The sequence below is a fragment of the Streptomyces sp. NPDC058685 genome (assembly GCF_042714725.1).
GTDB lineage: Bacteria > Actinomycetota > Actinomycetes > Streptomycetales > Streptomycetaceae > Streptomyces.
The window spans coordinates 1-16722 of record NZ_JBHXSL010000091.1 but is presented as its reverse complement, the minus strand read 5'-3'; the positions used below and the strand labels follow the sequence as shown (position 1 = coordinate 16722).

Here is a 16722-nt window from a genome sequence, read left to right as displayed (position 1 = left end):
ATCATCCGCGAGCTGGTCTCCGGCGGGGTCACCGTCTTCCTCACCACCCAGTACCTCGAAGAGGCCGATGAACTCGCCGACCGCATCGCCGTCCTCAATGGGGGCAAGATCGTCGCCGAAGGCAGCGCCGACGAGCTGAAGCGGCTGATCCCCGGCGGGCATGTGCGGCTGCGGTTCACCGACCCGACGGCGTATCAGTCGGCAGCCGTCGCCCTGGGTGAGGTCACCCGCGACGACGAGTCGCTGTCGCTCCAGATCCCGAGCGACGGCAGCCAGCGCGAACTGCGTTCCATCCTCGACTGGTTGGACTCCGCGGGCATCGAGGCGGACGAACTGACCGTGCACACCCCCGACCTCGACGACGTGTTCTTCGCCCTGACCGGCCCCGCCGCCGCCCCCACTGCCGTCCCCACTGCCGTCCCCAACCAGTCCAAGGAGAACGTCCGATGAGCGCCTTCTCTCTCGCCGTCCGCGACTCGAACACCATGCTGCGGCGCAACCTGCTCCACGCACGGCGCTATCCCTCGCTGACCCTGAACCTGCTGCTCACCCCGGTCATGCTGCTCCTGCTCTTCGTCTACATCTTCGGTGACGTGATGAGCGCGGGCATCGGCGGCGGCGGAGCCGACAGATCCGAGTACATCGCGTATCTCGTCCCGGGCATTGTGCTGATGACCATCGGCAGCACCACGATCGGCACCGCGGTCTCCGTCTCCACCGACATGTCCGAAGGCATCATCGCCCGCTTCCGCACCATGGCCATCCACCGCAGCTCCGTCCTCATCGGGCACGTCGTCGGCAGCGTCCTGCAGGCGGTCGCCAGCGTGGTCCTCGTCGGTGCCGTCGCTGTGGCCATCGGCTTCCGTTCCACCGACGCGACGGTTCTGGAGTGGCTCGCGGCGCTCGGACTGCTCGTGCTCTTCGCCACGGCGCTCACCTGGATCGCGGTCGGGATGGGCCTGATCAGCCCGAACGCCGAGGCGGCGAGCAACAACGCCCTGCCGCTGATCTTCCTTCCGCTCATCTCCAGCACCTTCGTCCCGGTCGACGCGATGCCGGGCTGGTTCCAGCCCATCGCCGAGTACCAGCCCTTCACCCCGGCCATCGAGACGCTCCGCGGTCTGCTGCTCGGCACCGAGATCGGCCACAACGGATGGCTGGCCGTGGTCTGGTGCGTGGGGCTCGCCGTCCTCGGCTACGTGTGGTCGAAGTCGGTGTTCAACCGCGACCCGAAGTAGGACCCGACGTGCGCGGTAGGACCCGACGCACGCGGTACGACCCCCAAGTACGGGACAGCGGCTTGCGGGCCGCGGCCTGGCAGATCGTCCTCCGGGGCGGCGTACTCCGACACGCGTCGGCGTACGCCGCCCCGTCGGTTTCCGCCTCGCGCTTCGGGGGCTCCACAACCCTGGCTCCGGCCATCGGAGTCGAGGCTTCGGAGGCCGGATGCGGCGACCTCAGGTGCGCGGCCAGGGCCGCCCGTCGAGGCGCTCGATGTCGCGGTTCAGACGGTCCAGGCAGGCCGCCAGTTGGCCTGCCTCCTTCGGGGTCCAGTCGGCCAGCACCTTCGAGAGACCGTCCAGATTCTGGGCGCGGTCCGACTCCAACTGGCGCTCGCCCTCGGGGGTGATGGAGAACTTGCGGGCGATACCCCCTTCCGGGTCGGGAATGCGCTCGACGACCCCGGCGCGCATCATCGCGGCGGTCTGCCGGTTGAGGGTGGAGGTGTCCAGGCCGAACGCGTCGCTGAGCTGGCTGATCGACATCGGCCCCTCCGCCTGGATGCGGCTGAGCAGGATGTAGGCGCTGCGGTCGAGTAGGCGGTTGCTCCGGTGGGACAGCAGGTTCATGTACCGCCCGAGCAGCATGGTCTCGAACTCGATCTGGGCAAGGGGCATGTCCACGCGCGGCTTCCTTCGGGTCCTGACACACCCTCCTCGCGAGAGGGCGCCTCGGGTTCAGATATACCACGGGTCGTATGTATGATGCATTTGATGTGCATGATGCATATTGACTGTATGGTGCACATCGGCGTGCCCGGTATCGACGGCACCGACCGCGCCGCACCAGGACCCGCAGAGCACGAGGAGTACCCGTGGACCGTTCCGAGCCCGCAGCCCGCCCCGGCGGTGTCGTCGGCATCCTCGCCTTCGCGGGCATCGTGGCCGCGCTCACGCAGACCTTGGTGGTGCCGCTGATCGTGGAGCTGCCGAAGCTGCTCGGCACCTCGGCGTCCAACGCCTCGTGGGTGATCACCGCGACGCTGCTCGCGGCCGCCGTGGCCACCCCCGTCGCCGGGCGCCTCGGTGACATGTACGGCAAGCGGCGCATGCTGCTGGTCTCGCTGGCCCCGCTCGTCCTCGGCTCCGTCGTCTGCGCCCTGTCCTCCTCCGTCGTCCCGATGATCGCCGGACGAGGTCTCCAGGGGCTGGGCATGGGCGTCGTGCCGCTCGGTATCAGCCTGCTGCGCGACGTGGTCCCGGCCGAGAAGCTCGGTTCGTCCATCGCGATCATGAGCGCGTCCATGGGCGTGGGTGGCGCGCTCGGCCTGCCGTTCTCGGCGGCGATCGCCGAGAACGTGAGCTGGCGCGTGCTGTTCTGGGTCGTCGCGGCCCTGGCGCTCGCGGTCGCGGCCCTGATCCGGGTCGTCGTTCCCGCCGGCCGACAGGTCACCGGAACAAGCAGCTTCGACGGGCTCGGCGCCGTCGGGCTCGGCACCGCGCTGGTCTGTCTGCTGCTTGCCGTCTCGAAGGGCGCCGACTGGGGCTGGGGGAGCCCCACCACCCTCGGCCTGTTCGCCGCCACTGTCGTCGTGCTGCTGGCCTGGGGTCGATGGGAGCTGCGGATTGCCGACCCGTTGGTCGATCTGCGGGTGACCGCCCGGCCCCAGGTCCTGATGACCAACGCGGCCTCGGTCCTGGTCGGGTTCGCGATGTACGCGCAGTCGCTGGTCGTCCCGCAGCTGCTCCAGTTGCCCGAGGCGACCGGCTACGGTCTCGGACAGTCCATGCTCGCCATGGGCCTGTGGATGGCCCCCGCCGGTCTGATGATGATGGCGATGTCGCCCCTCGGGGCCAAGCTCTCCGCCGCCAAGGGGCCCAAGGTCACCCTGGCCGTCGGCAGTCTGGTCATCGCCGCCGGCTACGGCCTGTGCGTACCGATGACCGGCTCGGGCTCCACCTGGGGACTGCTCGCGGTGACCATCGTCTGCAACACCGGGGTGGGTTTCGCCTACGGGGCCATGCCCGCCCTCATCATGGGCGCGGTGCCGCGGTCGGAGACCGCGTCGGCGAACAGCTTCAACACCCTGATGCGGTCGATCGGCAGTTCCGTGTCCGCCGCCGTCATCGGTGTGGTGCTGGCTCAGATGACCACTGACTTCGGCGGCTACGCCCTGCCGTCGGAGAGCGGATTCCGGGTCGCCGTGATCATCGGCTGCTGCGTGGGTCTGGCGGCCGCGGTCGTGGCCGCGCTCATCCCCGTCCGCGCCGTGGTCGCGGCGCCGCTGCCCGAAGGCGGCGAGCAGCCCTCGGCCACGGTGCCGCAGGCGCGGGCCTGACACGCGGTGCGACGCGGGCCGGGGGGCGGGTCGAGGGGCCGGCGCACCGTCCGGCCCCCTCGGTCGCTCCCGCCTGTGAGGCCATGAACTCCCGTGGCGTCAGTGCCCGGTTCACGAAGTGCGTGTCGTCGTTGCGGCCCTGCCGGCTGAGGATGCCCATCCAGGCGTGGTCACCCTCGAACGGCTCCGGCCGGCCGGATGCACGTCTCGATGGTGTGGCCGGAGGTGAACGTCTCACTGTTGAGCGGGGCGCGGGCCCCGATCGCCGGCACCGCGCCCCGGCAGTCGAACCTCCGCGCGCGCCGGAGAACCGCACCTCCGTTCGTGCGGGAGAGCCGCGCCTCCGCTCGGGTGGGCGACCCGTACCTCCGCCCGCGCGGGAGAGCCGCGCCTCCGCTCGGGTGGGCGACCCGTACCTCCGCCCGCGCGGGAGAGCCGCGCCTCCGCTCGGGTGGGTGACCTGCCCACCGGCTCGTACCGGAGAGCCGCACCCCGCGGCGCGGCCACAGCGGTACGTGCGTTCGCGCGGGAATGCGCCCGTACCTCATCCCCCGGCGTCTCCCACGCCGCTCGCTCCGCGCGGCTGTATCTCCGCTCGCGCTGCGAATCCGTACCCCGTCGCCACCGCTGCCGTACCTCCGCTCGGGCGGGAGCGGAGGTCACCGCCTCGCGCCGGGCTGCCCCTCAACCGCTCTCCGGAGCGGCGAGCTCCTGCCTCAACCCGGCAGCGCCGTACCTCCGCTCGCGCGGGAGAGGGCGCGCCCACCGCCTTGCGCCGGGCAGCCACCGCCCCCGGGGAGCGGCCGCACCCCGCCTCGCCCCCGCAGCGGTCCCTCCGTTCCCGTGGGGAAGCCGTACCCCCGCCCTCACGGGGAAGTCGCACACCAGCGTCGGAATGTCTCCGTCCGCCAGAACGTTGGTATCTACAACGACCGACCGGAAGCCCCCACGTCATCAGCGAGGAACCGTGAACCAGCACAGCCCCGAGCAGCCCGCCGACATCGTCGCCCGTCTGCGGGCCACGTACCGCGCAGGCCGTACAGCCCCCGTCGACTGGCGTACGGCCCAGCTCCGCCGGCTGCGCGAGATGCTCACCGAGCACGGCACCGACCTCGCCGACGCCCTCCACGCCGACCTCGGCAAGAGCTCCACCGAGGCCTTCCGTACCGAGATCGACTTCACGGTGCGCGAGATCGACCACACCCTGGAGCACCTCGACGACTGGCTGCGCCCGGAGCCCGCGCCCGTCCCCGCGCACATCGGTGAGGCGACGGCCTGGACCCAGTACGACCCGCTGGGCGTCGTCCTTGTCATCGCGCCGTGGAACTATCCCGTCCAACTGCTGCTGACGCCCATGATCGGCGCGCTGGCCGCGGGCAACGCGGTGGTGGCCAAGCCCAGCGAGATGGCCCCGGCCACCTCCCTCGTCCTCGCGCGCCTGCTGCCGCGGTTCCTCGACACCGACGCGGTGGCCGTCGTCGAAGGCGGGATTCCCGAGACCACCGCTCTCCTCGCGGAGCGCTTCGACCACATCTTCTACACCGGCAACGGAACCGTCGGCCGCATCGTCATGGCGGCCGCGGCCCGGCACCTCACACCGGTCACGCTCGAACTGGGCGGCAAGTCGCCCGTGTTCGTCGACCGGGATGCCGATCTCGCCACGGTCGCCGCCCGTCTGGCGCGCGGCAAGTTCCTCAACGCGGGCCAGACGTGCGTCGCACCCGATTACGTCCTCACCGATCCGGAAACGGCCCGCGCCCTGGAACCCGCCCTGACCGAGGCCGTGCGACAGCTGTACGGCGCCGAGCCGGCGATCTCGCCCGAGTACGGCCGGATCGTCAACGAACGCCACTTCGACCGGCTCAGCGGCCTGCTGGACTCCGGACGCGTGGTGCTCGGCGGCGCCACCGACCGCGACCGCAAGTACATCGCCCCGACCGTCCTGGCCGATGTCGACCCCGGCGCCCCGGTCATGCAGGAGGAGATCTTCGGCCCGGTCCTGCCCATCGTCACCGTTGCCGGACTGGACGAGGCCATCGACTTCATCAACGACCGCGACAAGCCGCTGGCGCTGTACGCCTTCACCGAGTCGGCCGACACCCGCCGGCGGCTCGCCGCGGAGACGTCCTCCGGCGGCCTCGGGTTCGGTCTGCCGCTCGCGCATCTCACGGTCTCCGACCTGCCGTTCGGCGGAGTGGGCGAGAGCGGGATGGGCAACTACCACGGCCGGTACTCGATCGAGACGTTCAGCCACCGCAAGGCCGTTCTGGAGAAGCCGCTGGGCTGAGGGCCCGCCCACTCGGCTGCCCGCCAGGTCAGCACGCCGCATCCAGCCGCCCCCGCTGCCGCTCCGTGAGCTCCGGGGGCGTCCGGTGTGCCGGAAGGCGTAGGTGACGGCGGTGCCGATGACGGTGCCGTCCGCCTCGACGCAGCGGTCGGGTGCGGCGAACGATGTCGCCTCGCCGGTGGCGGCGAACGATGTCGCCTCCTCGGTGGCGGTGCCCAGCAGCATGGCGCCGAGGTCCGGTCGGCACCGCCGCGGCCGTCGAGTCCGCGTTCACCCCTTCCGTCTCCCGCACTCCGCGTGATACTCAAGAAACTGACTAGTCACTATTCTGACTATGGCGTTCCATGCAGAGTCAGCCCGGGAAGCCTGGAGGAACCATGACGAGCACCACCGACCGATTCCGCGCAGCCGTGGAGAGCCGTGACCTCGCCGCTCTGGACGATCTGTTCACCGAGGACGTGCGCTTCTACAGCCCGGTGAAGTTCAAGCCCTTCGAGGGCAGGCCGATGGTGATCGGCCTGTGCAACGTCCTGTTCCGTACGTTCGAGGAGTTCCGCTACGTCGGACGGCTCGACGGCACGGGGGAGACCGCGGACGGCAAGGAGGGGCCGTCCGAGATCCTGGTCTTCCGCGCCACGGTCAACGGCAAGCAGATCCATGGGCTCGACCTTCTTCAGTTCGACGAGTCGGGACGGATCAAGGAGTTCACCGTGATGGTCCGCCCGTTGTCCGCCGTGCAGGCCATGTCGGACGCGGTGTTCGCGGGTCTGGTCGCCGACGGCCTCGTGTCCGCACCGGCCGAGGGCTGACCCGGGCGCCCGATCCGTGCCCGACTCACCCGTGTCGCTGTTGGGCCGAACGGGTGAGGCGCGCCAGGATGGGGAGCATGAGTAGGTACGAGAGGTACGACGTCACCGACGAGCAGTGGGAGGGCCTCGCCCAGGTCGTCCCCCTGCGCAGCCGTAACGAGTGGCCGTCGCGTGTCGACCACCGGACCGTTCCCCATGACTACGAGGCCGTCGAGCAGCGCCGCTTCGTCGTCCTGCGCGTGCAGGTCTTCGCCGACGCGCGCGAGGTGGCCGAGTACCTGGTCGCGCAGATTCCCGTCCTGCTGGACCTGACCGGCGCCGACACCGATGTCGCCAAGCGCATCCTGGACTTCAGCAGCGGGGTCGTCTTCGGTCTCGGCAGTGCCATGCACCGCGTCGACCGGAACGTCTTTCTGCTGGCCCCCGTCGGCACCGAGGTCGAGGGCCTGGCGGCCGCCACCGACACCCTGAGCCGCTCCGTCCCCCGTTCGTAGGAAGGTCGCCGAGGCGGAACGGTTCGGCGTGTCGAGCGCTGCGTACCGTCCGGTTCATGACCACCAGCAGCCCGCTCACCGGCCCTGATTCCGTGCCGGCCGGCGCATCCAGTGCTCGCCCGACCGTCACCGAACTGCGGTTGTCCGCCTTCCGTAAACACCGGGGAGCGACGTTCCCGGTCGCCCCGCTCACGCTCTTCGCCGGACCGAGCGGCAGCGGCAAGTCCAGTGTCCTGCAGGCGTACGAGGCGCTGGCGCGGCTCGGCGCGGGCGACGAACTCGACGAGGCGTTCCCGGACCCGGCGGCCTGCGTGCCGGAGTCGGCGGGGCCCGACGCCCAGGGGCGGCGGGGATTCCGCGTCGGCTGCACGGTCGACGGTCCCGCGGGCCCGGTACGGCTCGACCTCGCCGTCCAGGCGGAACCCGAACTACGCATCGTCGGCGAGCGGTTGACCTGCGGCCGCCAGACCCTGCTCACCACAGCGCTGCGCGACCCCGGACGGTCCACGGTCCAGGCGGCCTGGCACACCGCCGGGTCCGTGTCCGTCACCCGCGCACCGCTCCCCGACGACCGGCTCGGCACAGCGCTGCTGCCCCTGCGCGTGGCCGGCAAGACGGACGGCCAGTTACGCGTGCTGGCCGCTGCCGAACAGGTGGTGGTCGCGCTGCGCTCGGTCTTCGCCTGCGACCCGCAGCCGTACGGCATGCGCCGGCCGGTGGCGGCGGGGGAGGGCAGGCTGCGACGGGGCTGCGACAACCTCGCCGAAGTGCTGCACCGCACGCGCAGCGAGTGCGCCAAGCGCCATGCCCGGCTGGCGGCGGCGGCCCGTACGGGATGCGCCGGAGAGGTGGCGGATCTGGCCGTGGAGGAACTGGGCGACGGGACGGTACGAGCTCTGCTCGGGCGCGGCGAGGGACGGGACGCGACACCCGTGGGGCGGCTCGGGGAGGGCGAGTTGAGGTATCTGGGACTCGCGCTGGTACTGCTCACCGGCCCCGGCGTGCTCGCGATGGACCAGGCGGCCGAGGTGCCGTCCGCGTATCAGTCTCTCACCGTCCTCGCGGACGGCTTCGACCGCTGTCTCGACCCGCGGCAGGCACGCGAACTGGCCCTCCTCGCGGCGGAGATGACGGCCCGCGGGCATGTACGGCTGGTGGGGGCCGTCGCCGACGCGGGCTTCGCGCGCGGGGTCGAGGGCGCGACGGTGGTAGATCTGGTCCCGTGACGAGACACGACGGACTGGATGTGGCCGGGTTGCAGCGCAGGCTCGCCGAATTCGCTCAGGCGCGCGGCTGGGAGCCGTACCACACCTCGAAGAATCTGGCGGTGGCGCTCAGCGTCGAGGCGGCCGAACTGGTGGAGATCTTCCAGTGGTTGACGCCCGAGGAGTCGGCGCGGGTGATGGACGACGAGGAGAAGGCGCACCGGGTGCGGGACGAGGTCGCCGATGTGCTGGCGTACCTGCTCCAGTTCTGCGAAGTGCTCGGTGTGGACGCGCTGTCGGCGCTCTCCGACAAGATCGACCGCAATGAGGCCCGCTTCCCGGTGAAGTGAACTCCAGGTGGAATGGGAGGGTCCGGAAGCCTGTTGATCATGCTTCTGTCACTCTCCGGAGTTGTCTACTTATCCACAACCGCCTTGCTGTCCACAGATTTCCGAATTCCTCTGGCGTTCAGGCTCAACCGCCTTCACTCTGGGTAATGAACTGAGTGGGCAGTAAGTCGTACGAACGGGGGCGGCGTTCATGGACGCGGAGCGGCTCATCGACGCGAGTCGACATGCCTTGGCGCAGAGCAGGGAAGTGCCGGACATCGTGGCGGAGGCCTGGCAGGCCCAGGCCCTCGCCCAGGCGATCGGAGACAGGCTGGCGGCCCACGGGCCACTGGAGGTGAGAGGCGAGGCGCGCGGGCTCAGCGAGATCGGTGGAGGCGGCGGTGTGGCCCTGGACCACCCGGCAGTCCGAAGCGCCGGGATCAGAGCCGCGCAGCTCTCCGGGGTGGCCGACGCGCGGGAGACGCTGCTCGGGCTCGGCGCGCTGCTGGGCGATGTGGGGATCGCCCTGGTCGGCGTGGCCTGCGGTACCGACGAAGAGGGTCTGTACTGGCAGTGCATCGAGGCCATAGACGCGGCCGACGAATCGAATGACCGGGTGCGCGGGATGCTGCGCCGGCTGACGGCGCGAGAAGCGGCGAGACCGCCTGATGCGGTGAGAGGGAGAGCCGGGCCTGCGGCCGCCGCCCCGTCCGTTCGGAGTGACTCTCCGGCGGACCGCCTGACGAAGCCGTCCGGGACCGGTCCGCCGTGCCCGGGTGGCGCTTCCGGGCAGACGCAGACGGGGCCGCCGGTGCCACCCGGCAGGTCCGGGCCGTTGGAGCTGTCGGGCGCAGCAGGGACGCCCGCGACGTCCGGGCCTGTGGCCATGCCGGACGCGGTGGACTCGGCGGCGGGTACAGCGTGACGGGTGCGGCGCTTGGGGGCTGTGCGGGTGCGGGTGGCGGAGGTGACTCGGGTGCGTACGCCGGGGGCGGCGCGGGCTCGTGGGCCGGGGTGGTGCGGGCTCGGGTGCCGAGGAGGGTGCGGGTGCGGGTCCGGGTGCGGGTGCGGGTGCGGGTGCGGGTGCGGTGCCGGTGCCGGTGCGGGCTCGGGGGCCGGGTGCGGGGGCGGGCGCCGGTGGGCCGTGACCGGTCCTGTGCGCCGGGGCGTGTTCACCCGACCGTGGCAGGGCGGGCCTGGCCGCGACGGTGGGGTTGACTCACCCTCGAAGGTGCAGGATGGATGTATGGATCTTCGAATCTTCACCGAGCCCCAGCAAGGGGCGAGCTACGACACCCTGCTGACCGTTGCCAAGGCGACCGAGGACCTCGGCTTCGACGCCTTCTTCCGGTCCGACCACTATGTCGCCATGGGCTCCGCCGACGGGCTGCCCGGGCCCACCGACGCATGGATCACTCTGGCCGGGCTCGCCCGGGAGACCAGCCGTATCCGGCTCGGGACCCTGATGACGGCGGGCACCTTCCGGCTTCCGGGGGTGCTGGCCATCCAGGTCGCGCAGGTCGACCAGATGTCGGGCGGCCGGGTCGAGCTCGGCCTGGGCGCCGGCTGGTTCGAGGAGGAGCACAAGGCATACGGCATCCCCTTCCCCAAGGAGAAGTTCGCGCGGCTGGAGGAGCAGCTCGCGATCGTCACCGGGCTCTGGGCGACGGAGGTCGGCAAGACGTTCTCCCACACAGGACGGCACTACCAGCTGACCGATTCGCCCGCGCTGCCCAAGCCGGTCCACGGCAAGGTCCCGGTGCTGATCGGCGGACACGGGGCGACCCGCACCCCGCGCCTCGCCGCGCAGTACGCCGACGAGTTCAACATCCCCTTCGCCTCCATCGAGGACAGCGAGCGCCAGTTCGGCCGGGTCCGCGCCGCCGCCGAAGCCGCCGGGCGCGCCCCCGGTGACCTCGTGTACTCCAACGCCCTGGTCGTCTGCGTGGGCAAGGACGACGCCGAGGTGGCCCGCCGAGCCGCCGCCATCGGCAGGGACGTCGACGAACTCAAGGCGAACGGACTCGCCGGCTCGCCCGCCGAAGTCGTCGACAAGATCGGTCGGTACGAGGTGATCGGCGCGTCCCGGCTCTACCTCCAGGTCCTCGACCTGCACGACCTGGAACACCTGGAGCTGATCTCCGCTCAGGTCCAGCCCCAGCTGAGCTGACACCTGTGCAGCCCGCCCGTTCGCTCGCCGCCGCCCTCGCCGGAGGCACCGTCGTCCTCGACGGTGGCCTCTCCAACCAGCTGGAGGCCCAGGGGTGCGATCTGTCCGACGACCTCTGGTCGGCCAGGCTGCTCGCGGACGATCCACGGCAGATCGAGGCAGCCCACGCCGCGTACGCACGGGCGGGTGCGCAGGTCCTCATCACGGCCTCCTATCAGGCGACGTTCGAGGGCTTCGCCCGCCGGGGCGTGGGCCGTCCCGAGGCGGCGAAGCTGTTCGCCCGCAGCGTGCGGCTGGCCCGGGCCGCGGCTGAGTCCACGGACAGCGAGGTGTGGGTGGCGGCCTCGGTGGGGCCGTACGGCGCGATGCTCGCCGACGGGAGCGAGTACCGCGGGCGGTACGGGCTGTCCGTGCGGGAGCTGGAGCATTTCCACCGACCCAGGATCGAGGCCCTGTGCGAAGCGGGGCCCGACGTCCTCGCCCTGGAGACGGTGCCGGACCTGGACGAGGCGGAGGCGCTGCTGCGCGCGGTGGACGGCTGCGGGATTCCCGTCTGGCTGTCGTACAGCATCGCGGGTGACCGGACCCGGGCCGGACAGCCGCTGGCAGCCGCATGTGAACCGGCCGCCGGGCACGACCAGGTGCTCGCGGTGGGCATCAACTGCTGCGAGCCGCACGACGCCGGACCCGCGGTCGAGCAGGTGGCCGCGGTGACCGGAAAGCCGGTCGTGGTGTACCCCAACAGCGGTGAGCGGTGGGATGCCGGTGCGCGGCGATGGCGGGGCGGGCCGACCTACGATCCCGCCCGCTCGTCGGACTGGTCGGCGTCGGGCGCCCGCCTGATCGGCGGCTGCTGCCGGGTCGGTCCCGACACGATCGCCCGCGTCGCCGCTCTCACGCGTGGCGGCGGCTGAACCCTGCCGGTAGCCGTGACCGGTAAGCCGTCGCACAGGCGGACACGATCGGTCGGACAGCGCTCAGGCGCGAGGTCCGGCGATCGCCGACGCGTCGGGCCAGGTGACCTTGTAGTACTTCAGGAGCTCGTCTTCCGCGAACTGCTCCATGCCGGCCGCGGTCAGGACGCGTTGGGACGCGATGTTGTCGCGGTCGGTGTCACCCCGCACGCAGGTGATGCCGCGTGCGCGGGCGAAGGCCAGCAGAGCGCGGAGGGCCTCGGACGCGTATCCCTTGCCCTGTGCGGACGGGATCAGGCCGTATCCGATCGTGACGCTGCCGCTGTGGTCCGCGGGGCCGTGGAAGCCCGCCCCGCCGATCGCCTCTCGGTTCTCCCGCAGCCGGATCTCATAGGCGCCGAACGGCTGGGGATCACCGGTGCTCGCGCAGACATCCAGGAAGCGTCTGGCTCCGGCCATGTCCCCGTCGGTCGGGTATCCGGGCGCCCACCGGGTGCTGCCGTCCGGCTCGCCCGCCAGCAGTCGTACCGCGTCGCCGGGGCTCATCGGATGCAGTACGAGCCGCGCTGTCACCAGGTCGTCCATGGTGCTGAAGTAGCACGCGGGGCGGCCGGAACGCATGCGGATCACCTGTCCGGACTCCCCGGCGCCCGAAGCAATCGCAGGTGCGCCGCGGCCGGCCGCCGCCCCGTCGCCCGGCTTCCGTCCGACGAGGAATTCCCTGGTCGGGACCGGTGAATGCGGCCATACTCGGACGGGTGTTCCTGACGATCAGCACCACCGGCACCCCAGAGCGTCCCGCGACCGACCTCGGCTTTCTGCTGCACAAGCATCCCGACAAGGCGCAGACGTTCTCCACCTCGCACGGCACGGCACACGTCTTCTACCCGGAGGCGACCGCCGAGCGGTGCACTGCCGCGCTTCTGCTGGAGGTGGATCCGGTGGCGCTGGTGCGGCGCGGCAAGGGCAAGGGCCGTGGCGGCGCTCCCGACGCGGCGCTCGCGCAGTACGTCAACGACCGCCCCTACGCGGCGTCCTCGCTGCTCTCGGTGGCCATGACCACCGTGTTCAAGAGCGCCCTGCGCGGTGTGTGCGCCGCGCTTCCCGAGCGGGCCGAGGCACCTCTGCCGCTGCGGATCGAGGTGCCCGCCATGCCCGCGCGCGGTGGCGCCGAGCTGGTGCGCAAGCTGTTCGGCCCGCTGGGCTGGACCTCCGTGGACGCGCGGCCGGTGGCACTGGACGAGCAGTTCCCCGAGTGGGGTGACTCGCGCTACGTACAGCTGGTGCTGGAGGGGGACCTGCGGCTCTCCGACGCGCTGCGGCAGCTGTATGTGCTGCTGCCGGTGCTCGACGACGCCAAGCACTACTGGGTCGCGCCCGACGAGGTCGACAAGCTGCTGCGGGCGGGCGAGGGCTGGCTGGCCGAGCACCCGGAGCAGAAGCTCATCACCAGCCGCTATCTGTCACGGCGCTGGGGGCTGACCCGGCAGGCGATGGAACGTCTCGAACTGGTCCGCCTCGCCGAGGCCGACGACCTCGAGGTCGAGGCCGTGGACAACGCCGTCGACGAGACGACCGACACCGAGGAACGGCCCGTGCCGCTCGCCGTGCAGCGGCGGGACGCGATCCTCGAAGCGCTGCGTGCGGCCGGTGCGAGCCGGGTGCTCGACCTGGGCTGCGGGCAGGGCCAGTTGGTGCAGGCGCTGCTCAAGGACGTGCGCTTCACCGAGATCGTCGGGGTCGACGTATCCGTGCGCGCGCTGACCATCGCCGGGCGGCGGCTGAAGCTGGACCGCATGGGCGAGCGCCAGGCCGCGCGCGTCCGCCTGACGCAGGGCTCGCTCACCTATACCGACAAGCGGCTGACCGGCTACGACGCGGCCGTCCTCAGCGAGGTCATCGAACATCTCGACCTGCCGAGGCTGCCCGCCCTGGAGTACGCGGTGTTCGGGTCCGCCCGGCCGCAGACCGTGATCGTGACCACGCCGAACGTCGAGTACAACGTCCGCTGGGAGACGCTGCCCGCCGGACATGTCCGCCACGGCGACCACCGCTTCGAGTGGACGCGCGAGGAGTTCCGCGGCTGGGCGGGCGCCGTCGCCGAACGGGACGGCTACAGCGTCGTGTTCGTCCCCGTCGGGCCCGACGACCCCGAGGTCGGACCGCCGACCCAGATGGCCGTGTTCACCAGGAACGACAGCAAGAGCGACACCGGGAACGACACCACGAACGACAGCGGCAGCAAGCGCGACACCGACAGCGGGAACGACGCCGGGAACGACACCACCGGGACCGAGAAGGAGGCGAAGGCCGCATGACCACGACCAGTACCAACGCCGCGCCGGCGAAGCGCGTGCTCCCCGTCACCGACCTGTCCCTCGTCGTCCTCATCGGCGCCACCGGGTCGGGCAAGTCCACCTTCGCCCGCAAGCACTTCAAGCCCACCGAGGTCATCTCCTCCGACTTCTGCCGGGGGCTCGTCGCCGACGACGAGAACGACCAGAGCGCCAGCGGCGACGCCTTCGACGTCCTGCACTACATCGCGGGCAAGCGGCTCGCCGCCGGACGGCTGACCGTCGTGGACGCCACCAGCGTGCAGTCCGAGAGCCGTCGCCAGCTGGTCCAGCTGGCACGGCAGCACGACGTGCTGCCCATCGCGATCGTCCTCGACCTTCCGGAGGACGTGTGCGCCGAACGCAATGCCGCACGTCCCGACCGTGCCGGCATGCCCCGCCACGTCATCTCGCGCCACCGTCGCGAACTGCGCCGCTCCCTGCGCGGCCTGGAGCGCGAGGGCTTCCGCAAGGTCCACATCCTGCGCAGCGTGGAAGAGGTCGAGGCCGCCGAAGTCGTCCTGGAGCGGCGCTACAACGACCTCACCCACCTGACGGGGCCGTTCGACATCATCGGCGACATCCACGGTTGCAGCTCCGAGCTGGAGACGCTGCTCGCCGCGCTCGGCTACAGCGACGGCGTGCACCCCGAGGGGCGTACCGCCGTGTTCGTCGGTGACCTCGTCGACCGCGGTCCGGACAGCCCCGGCGTGCTGCGCCGCGTGATGTCCATGGTCGCCTCCGGCAACGCGCTGTGCGTGCCCGGAAACCACGAGAACAAGCTCGGCCGCTACCTCAAGGGACGCAACGTCCAGCACACGCACGGACTGGCCGAGACGATCGAGCAGCTGGACAAGGAGGACGACGCCTTCCGGGCGCGGGTACGGGAGTTCATCGACGGTCTGGTCAGCCACTACGTCCTGGACGGGGGCAACCTGGTCGTCTGCCACGCCGGACTGCCCGAGAAGTACCACGGCCGCACCTCCGGCCGGGTCCGTTCGCACGCCCTGTACGGCGACACGACCGGCGAGACCGACGAGTTCGGGCTGCCCGTGCGCTATCCGTGGGCCGAGGACTACCGGGGACGGGCCGCTGTGGTCTACGGCCACACCCCGGTCCCCAGCACCTCATGGATCAACAACACCATCTGCCTCGACACCGGGGCGGTGTTCGGCGGAAAGATGACGGCGCTGCGCTGGCCCGAGCGCGAACTGGTCGACGTACCGGCCGAGAAGGTCTGGTACGAGCCGGTCCGGCCCCTGCTCACCGAGGCGCCGGGCGGACGCGAGGGCCGGCCGCTGGATCTCGCCGACGTCCAGGGACGCCGGGTCGTGGAGACGCGGCACATGGCACGGATCGGTGTGCGCGAGGAGAACGCGGCGGCGGCGCTGGAAGTCATGAGCCGCTTCGCCGTCGACCCTCGGCTGCTGGCCTATCTGCCGCCGACGATGGCACCGACCGCCACCTCGAAGGCGGAGGGCTTTCTGGAGCACCCCGTCGAGGCGTTCGCGCAGTACCGCGCGGACGGTGTCGAGAAGGTCGTGTGCGAGGAGAAGCACATGGGTTCGCGGGCGGTGGCGCTGGTCTGCCGCGACGCCGCGGCCGCGCTCGAGCGGTTCGGGGTCGAGGGACCGACGGGCGCCCTGCACACGCGTACCGGCCGGCCCTTCTTCGACGACCCTGCCGTCACCGAGGAGATCCTGGGACGACTGCGAACGGCCGTGACCGAGGCGGGGCTCTGGGACGAGCTGGACACGGACTGGCTGCTGCTCGACGCGGAGCTGATGCCCTGGTCGCTGAAGGCCGCGGGGCTGCTGCGCTCGCAGTACGCGGCGGTCGGCGCCGCGGCCGGGTCGGTCTTCCCGGGCGCCACGGCCGCCCTCGAGAAGGCGGTCGCGCGCGGCATCCCGGTCGACGGCCTGCTGGCCACACAGCGCGAACGGGCCGCCGACGCGGCCGCGTTCACCGACGCGTACCGGCGCTACTGCTGGACGACCGAGGGGCTGGAGGGCGTGCGTCTCGCGCCGTTCCAGATCCTTGCCGTGCGGGGGCGTTCGCTCGCGGCCGTGCCGCACGACGAGCAGTTGGTCTGGCTGGACCGCCTGGTGGAGCACGACCCCACCGGTCTGCTCCAGGTCACCCGCCGGCTCGTCGTGGAGACGGCCGACGCGTCCTCGGTCGCGTCGGGGGTCGACTGGTGGCTGGAGATGACGGGGCGGGGCGGCGAGGGGATGGTCGTCAAACCGCTCGGGGCGCTGGCCCGCGACGGCAAGGGCCGCCTGGTGCAGCCGGGCATCAAGGTCCGCGGCCGTGAGTATCTGCGGATCATCTACGGCCCCGAGTACACCCGTCCGGAGAACCTGGAGCGCCTGCGCGGACGGTTCCTGAACCACAAGCGCTCGCTGGCGCTGCGGGAGTACGCGCTCGGCCTGGAGGCGCTGGACAGGCTGGCCGACGGGGAGCCGCTGTGGCGGGTCCACGAAGCGGTGTTCGCGGTGCTGGCCCTGGAGTCGGAGCCCGTGGACCCGCGGCTGTGACGTCCCGAGGGACGTGGGCCCGCGGCGGCGGCCGCGCCCGCCGGGCGGCGGGGGGGCCCCCCGGGGCCCGCCCCGCCGGGGCCCC

General features: G+C 71.5%; 13 protein-coding genes and 2 pseudogenes. 13 read left to right on the top strand and 2 right to left on the bottom strand.

Going from position 1 to position 16722, the window contains the following annotated elements:
• Positions 1–450 (top strand): annotated as a pseudogene (locus ACFWU3_RS35550) (ABC transporter); the annotation flags it as partial.
• Complete coding sequence (locus ACFWU3_RS35545) at positions 447–1238, top strand: ABC transporter permease (protein ID WP_384445619.1); 792 nt, start codon at positions 447–449, stop codon at positions 1236–1238. The pseudogene ACFWU3_RS35550 and the gene ACFWU3_RS35545, both read left to right, overlap by 4 nt.
• Before the next feature lie 219 nt (positions 1239–1457).
• Here the strand turns inward: ACFWU3_RS35545 and ACFWU3_RS35540 are convergent, their stop codons facing one another.
• Positions 1458–1898, bottom strand: a complete 441-nt coding sequence (locus ACFWU3_RS35540; protein WP_384445623.1) for a MarR family winged helix-turn-helix transcriptional regulator — start codon at positions 1896–1898, stop codon at positions 1458–1460.
• 197 nt (positions 1899–2095) lie between these two features.
• On the opposite strand from ACFWU3_RS35540, the gene ACFWU3_RS35535 reads away from it, so the two are divergent.
• The 9 genes and pseudogenes from ACFWU3_RS35535 (at position 2096) to mmuM (ending at position 11767) form a co-directional block, all read left to right on the top strand.
• The gene (locus tag ACFWU3_RS35535) at positions 2096–3559 is read left to right on the top strand and encodes an MFS transporter (protein ID WP_384445617.1); all 1464 of its coding nucleotides are present in this window, start codon (positions 2096–2098) and stop codon (positions 3557–3559) included.
• 967 nt (positions 3560–4526) lie between these two features.
• Positions 4527–5846, top strand: a complete 1320-nt coding sequence (locus ACFWU3_RS35530) for an aldehyde dehydrogenase family protein (protein ID WP_384445615.1) — start codon at positions 4527–4529, stop codon at positions 5844–5846.
• Between the two features lie 377 nt (positions 5847–6223).
• Positions 6224–6655: a nuclear transport factor 2 family protein gene (locus ACFWU3_RS35525; protein WP_384445613.1), complete on the top strand. Its 432-nt coding sequence runs from the start codon at positions 6224–6226 to the stop codon at positions 6653–6655.
• Positions 6656–6732: 77 nt separating this feature from the next.
• The gene (locus ACFWU3_RS35520) at positions 6733–7149 is read left to right on the top strand and encodes a cell division protein SepF (protein WP_327679321.1); all 417 of its coding nucleotides are present in this window, start codon (positions 6733–6735) and stop codon (positions 7147–7149) included.
• Positions 7150–7205: 56 nt separating this feature from the next.
• Positions 7206–8375 carry an AAA family ATPase gene (locus tag ACFWU3_RS35515; protein WP_384445611.1) on the top strand — a complete coding sequence of 390 codons (1170 nt, stop codon included), beginning with the start codon at positions 7206–7208 and terminating at the stop codon, positions 8373–8375.
• Complete coding sequence (locus ACFWU3_RS35510; RefSeq protein ID WP_384445609.1) at positions 8372–8704, top strand: nucleotide pyrophosphohydrolase; 333 nt, start codon at positions 8372–8374, stop codon at positions 8702–8704. The genes ACFWU3_RS35515 and ACFWU3_RS35510 overlap by 4 nt, the downstream gene beginning before the upstream one ends.
• Before the next feature lie 190 nt (positions 8705–8894).
• Positions 8895–9383, top strand: a pseudogene (locus ACFWU3_RS35505) (DUF6099 family protein); the annotation flags it as partial.
• Between the two features lie 546 nt (positions 9384–9929).
• Entirely contained in the window at positions 9930–10853 is a 924-nt protein-coding gene (locus ACFWU3_RS35500) for an LLM class F420-dependent oxidoreductase (RefSeq protein ID WP_384445607.1), read from the top strand.
• Between the two features lie 5 nt (positions 10854–10858).
• Positions 10859–11767 carry a homocysteine S-methyltransferase gene (gene mmuM, locus ACFWU3_RS35495; protein ID WP_384445606.1) on the top strand — a complete coding sequence of 303 codons (909 nt, stop codon included), beginning with the start codon at positions 10859–10861 and terminating at the stop codon, positions 11765–11767.
• A gap of 63 nt (positions 11768–11830) precedes the next feature.
• Here the strand turns inward: mmuM and ACFWU3_RS35490 are convergent, their stop codons facing one another.
• Positions 11831–12352, bottom strand: a complete 522-nt coding sequence (locus ACFWU3_RS35490; protein ID WP_384445621.1) for a GNAT family N-acetyltransferase — start codon at positions 12350–12352, stop codon at positions 11831–11833.
• A gap of 173 nt (positions 12353–12525) precedes the next feature.
• On the opposite strand from ACFWU3_RS35490, the gene ACFWU3_RS35485 reads away from it, so the two are divergent.
• Together ACFWU3_RS35485 and ACFWU3_RS35480 are read left to right on the top strand one after the other, a co-directional pair.
• Positions 12526–14085, top strand: coding sequence for a 3' terminal RNA ribose 2'-O-methyltransferase Hen1 (locus ACFWU3_RS35485; RefSeq protein ID WP_384445604.1), 1560 nt, complete (start codon positions 12526–12528; stop codon positions 14083–14085).
• Positions 14082–16637 (top strand): polynucleotide kinase-phosphatase, encoded by a 2556-nt coding sequence (locus ACFWU3_RS35480; RefSeq protein WP_384445602.1) that lies wholly within the window; start codon positions 14082–14084, stop codon positions 16635–16637. The genes ACFWU3_RS35485 and ACFWU3_RS35480 overlap by 4 nt, the downstream gene beginning before the upstream one ends.
• Positions 16638–16722 lie beyond the last annotated feature (85 nt).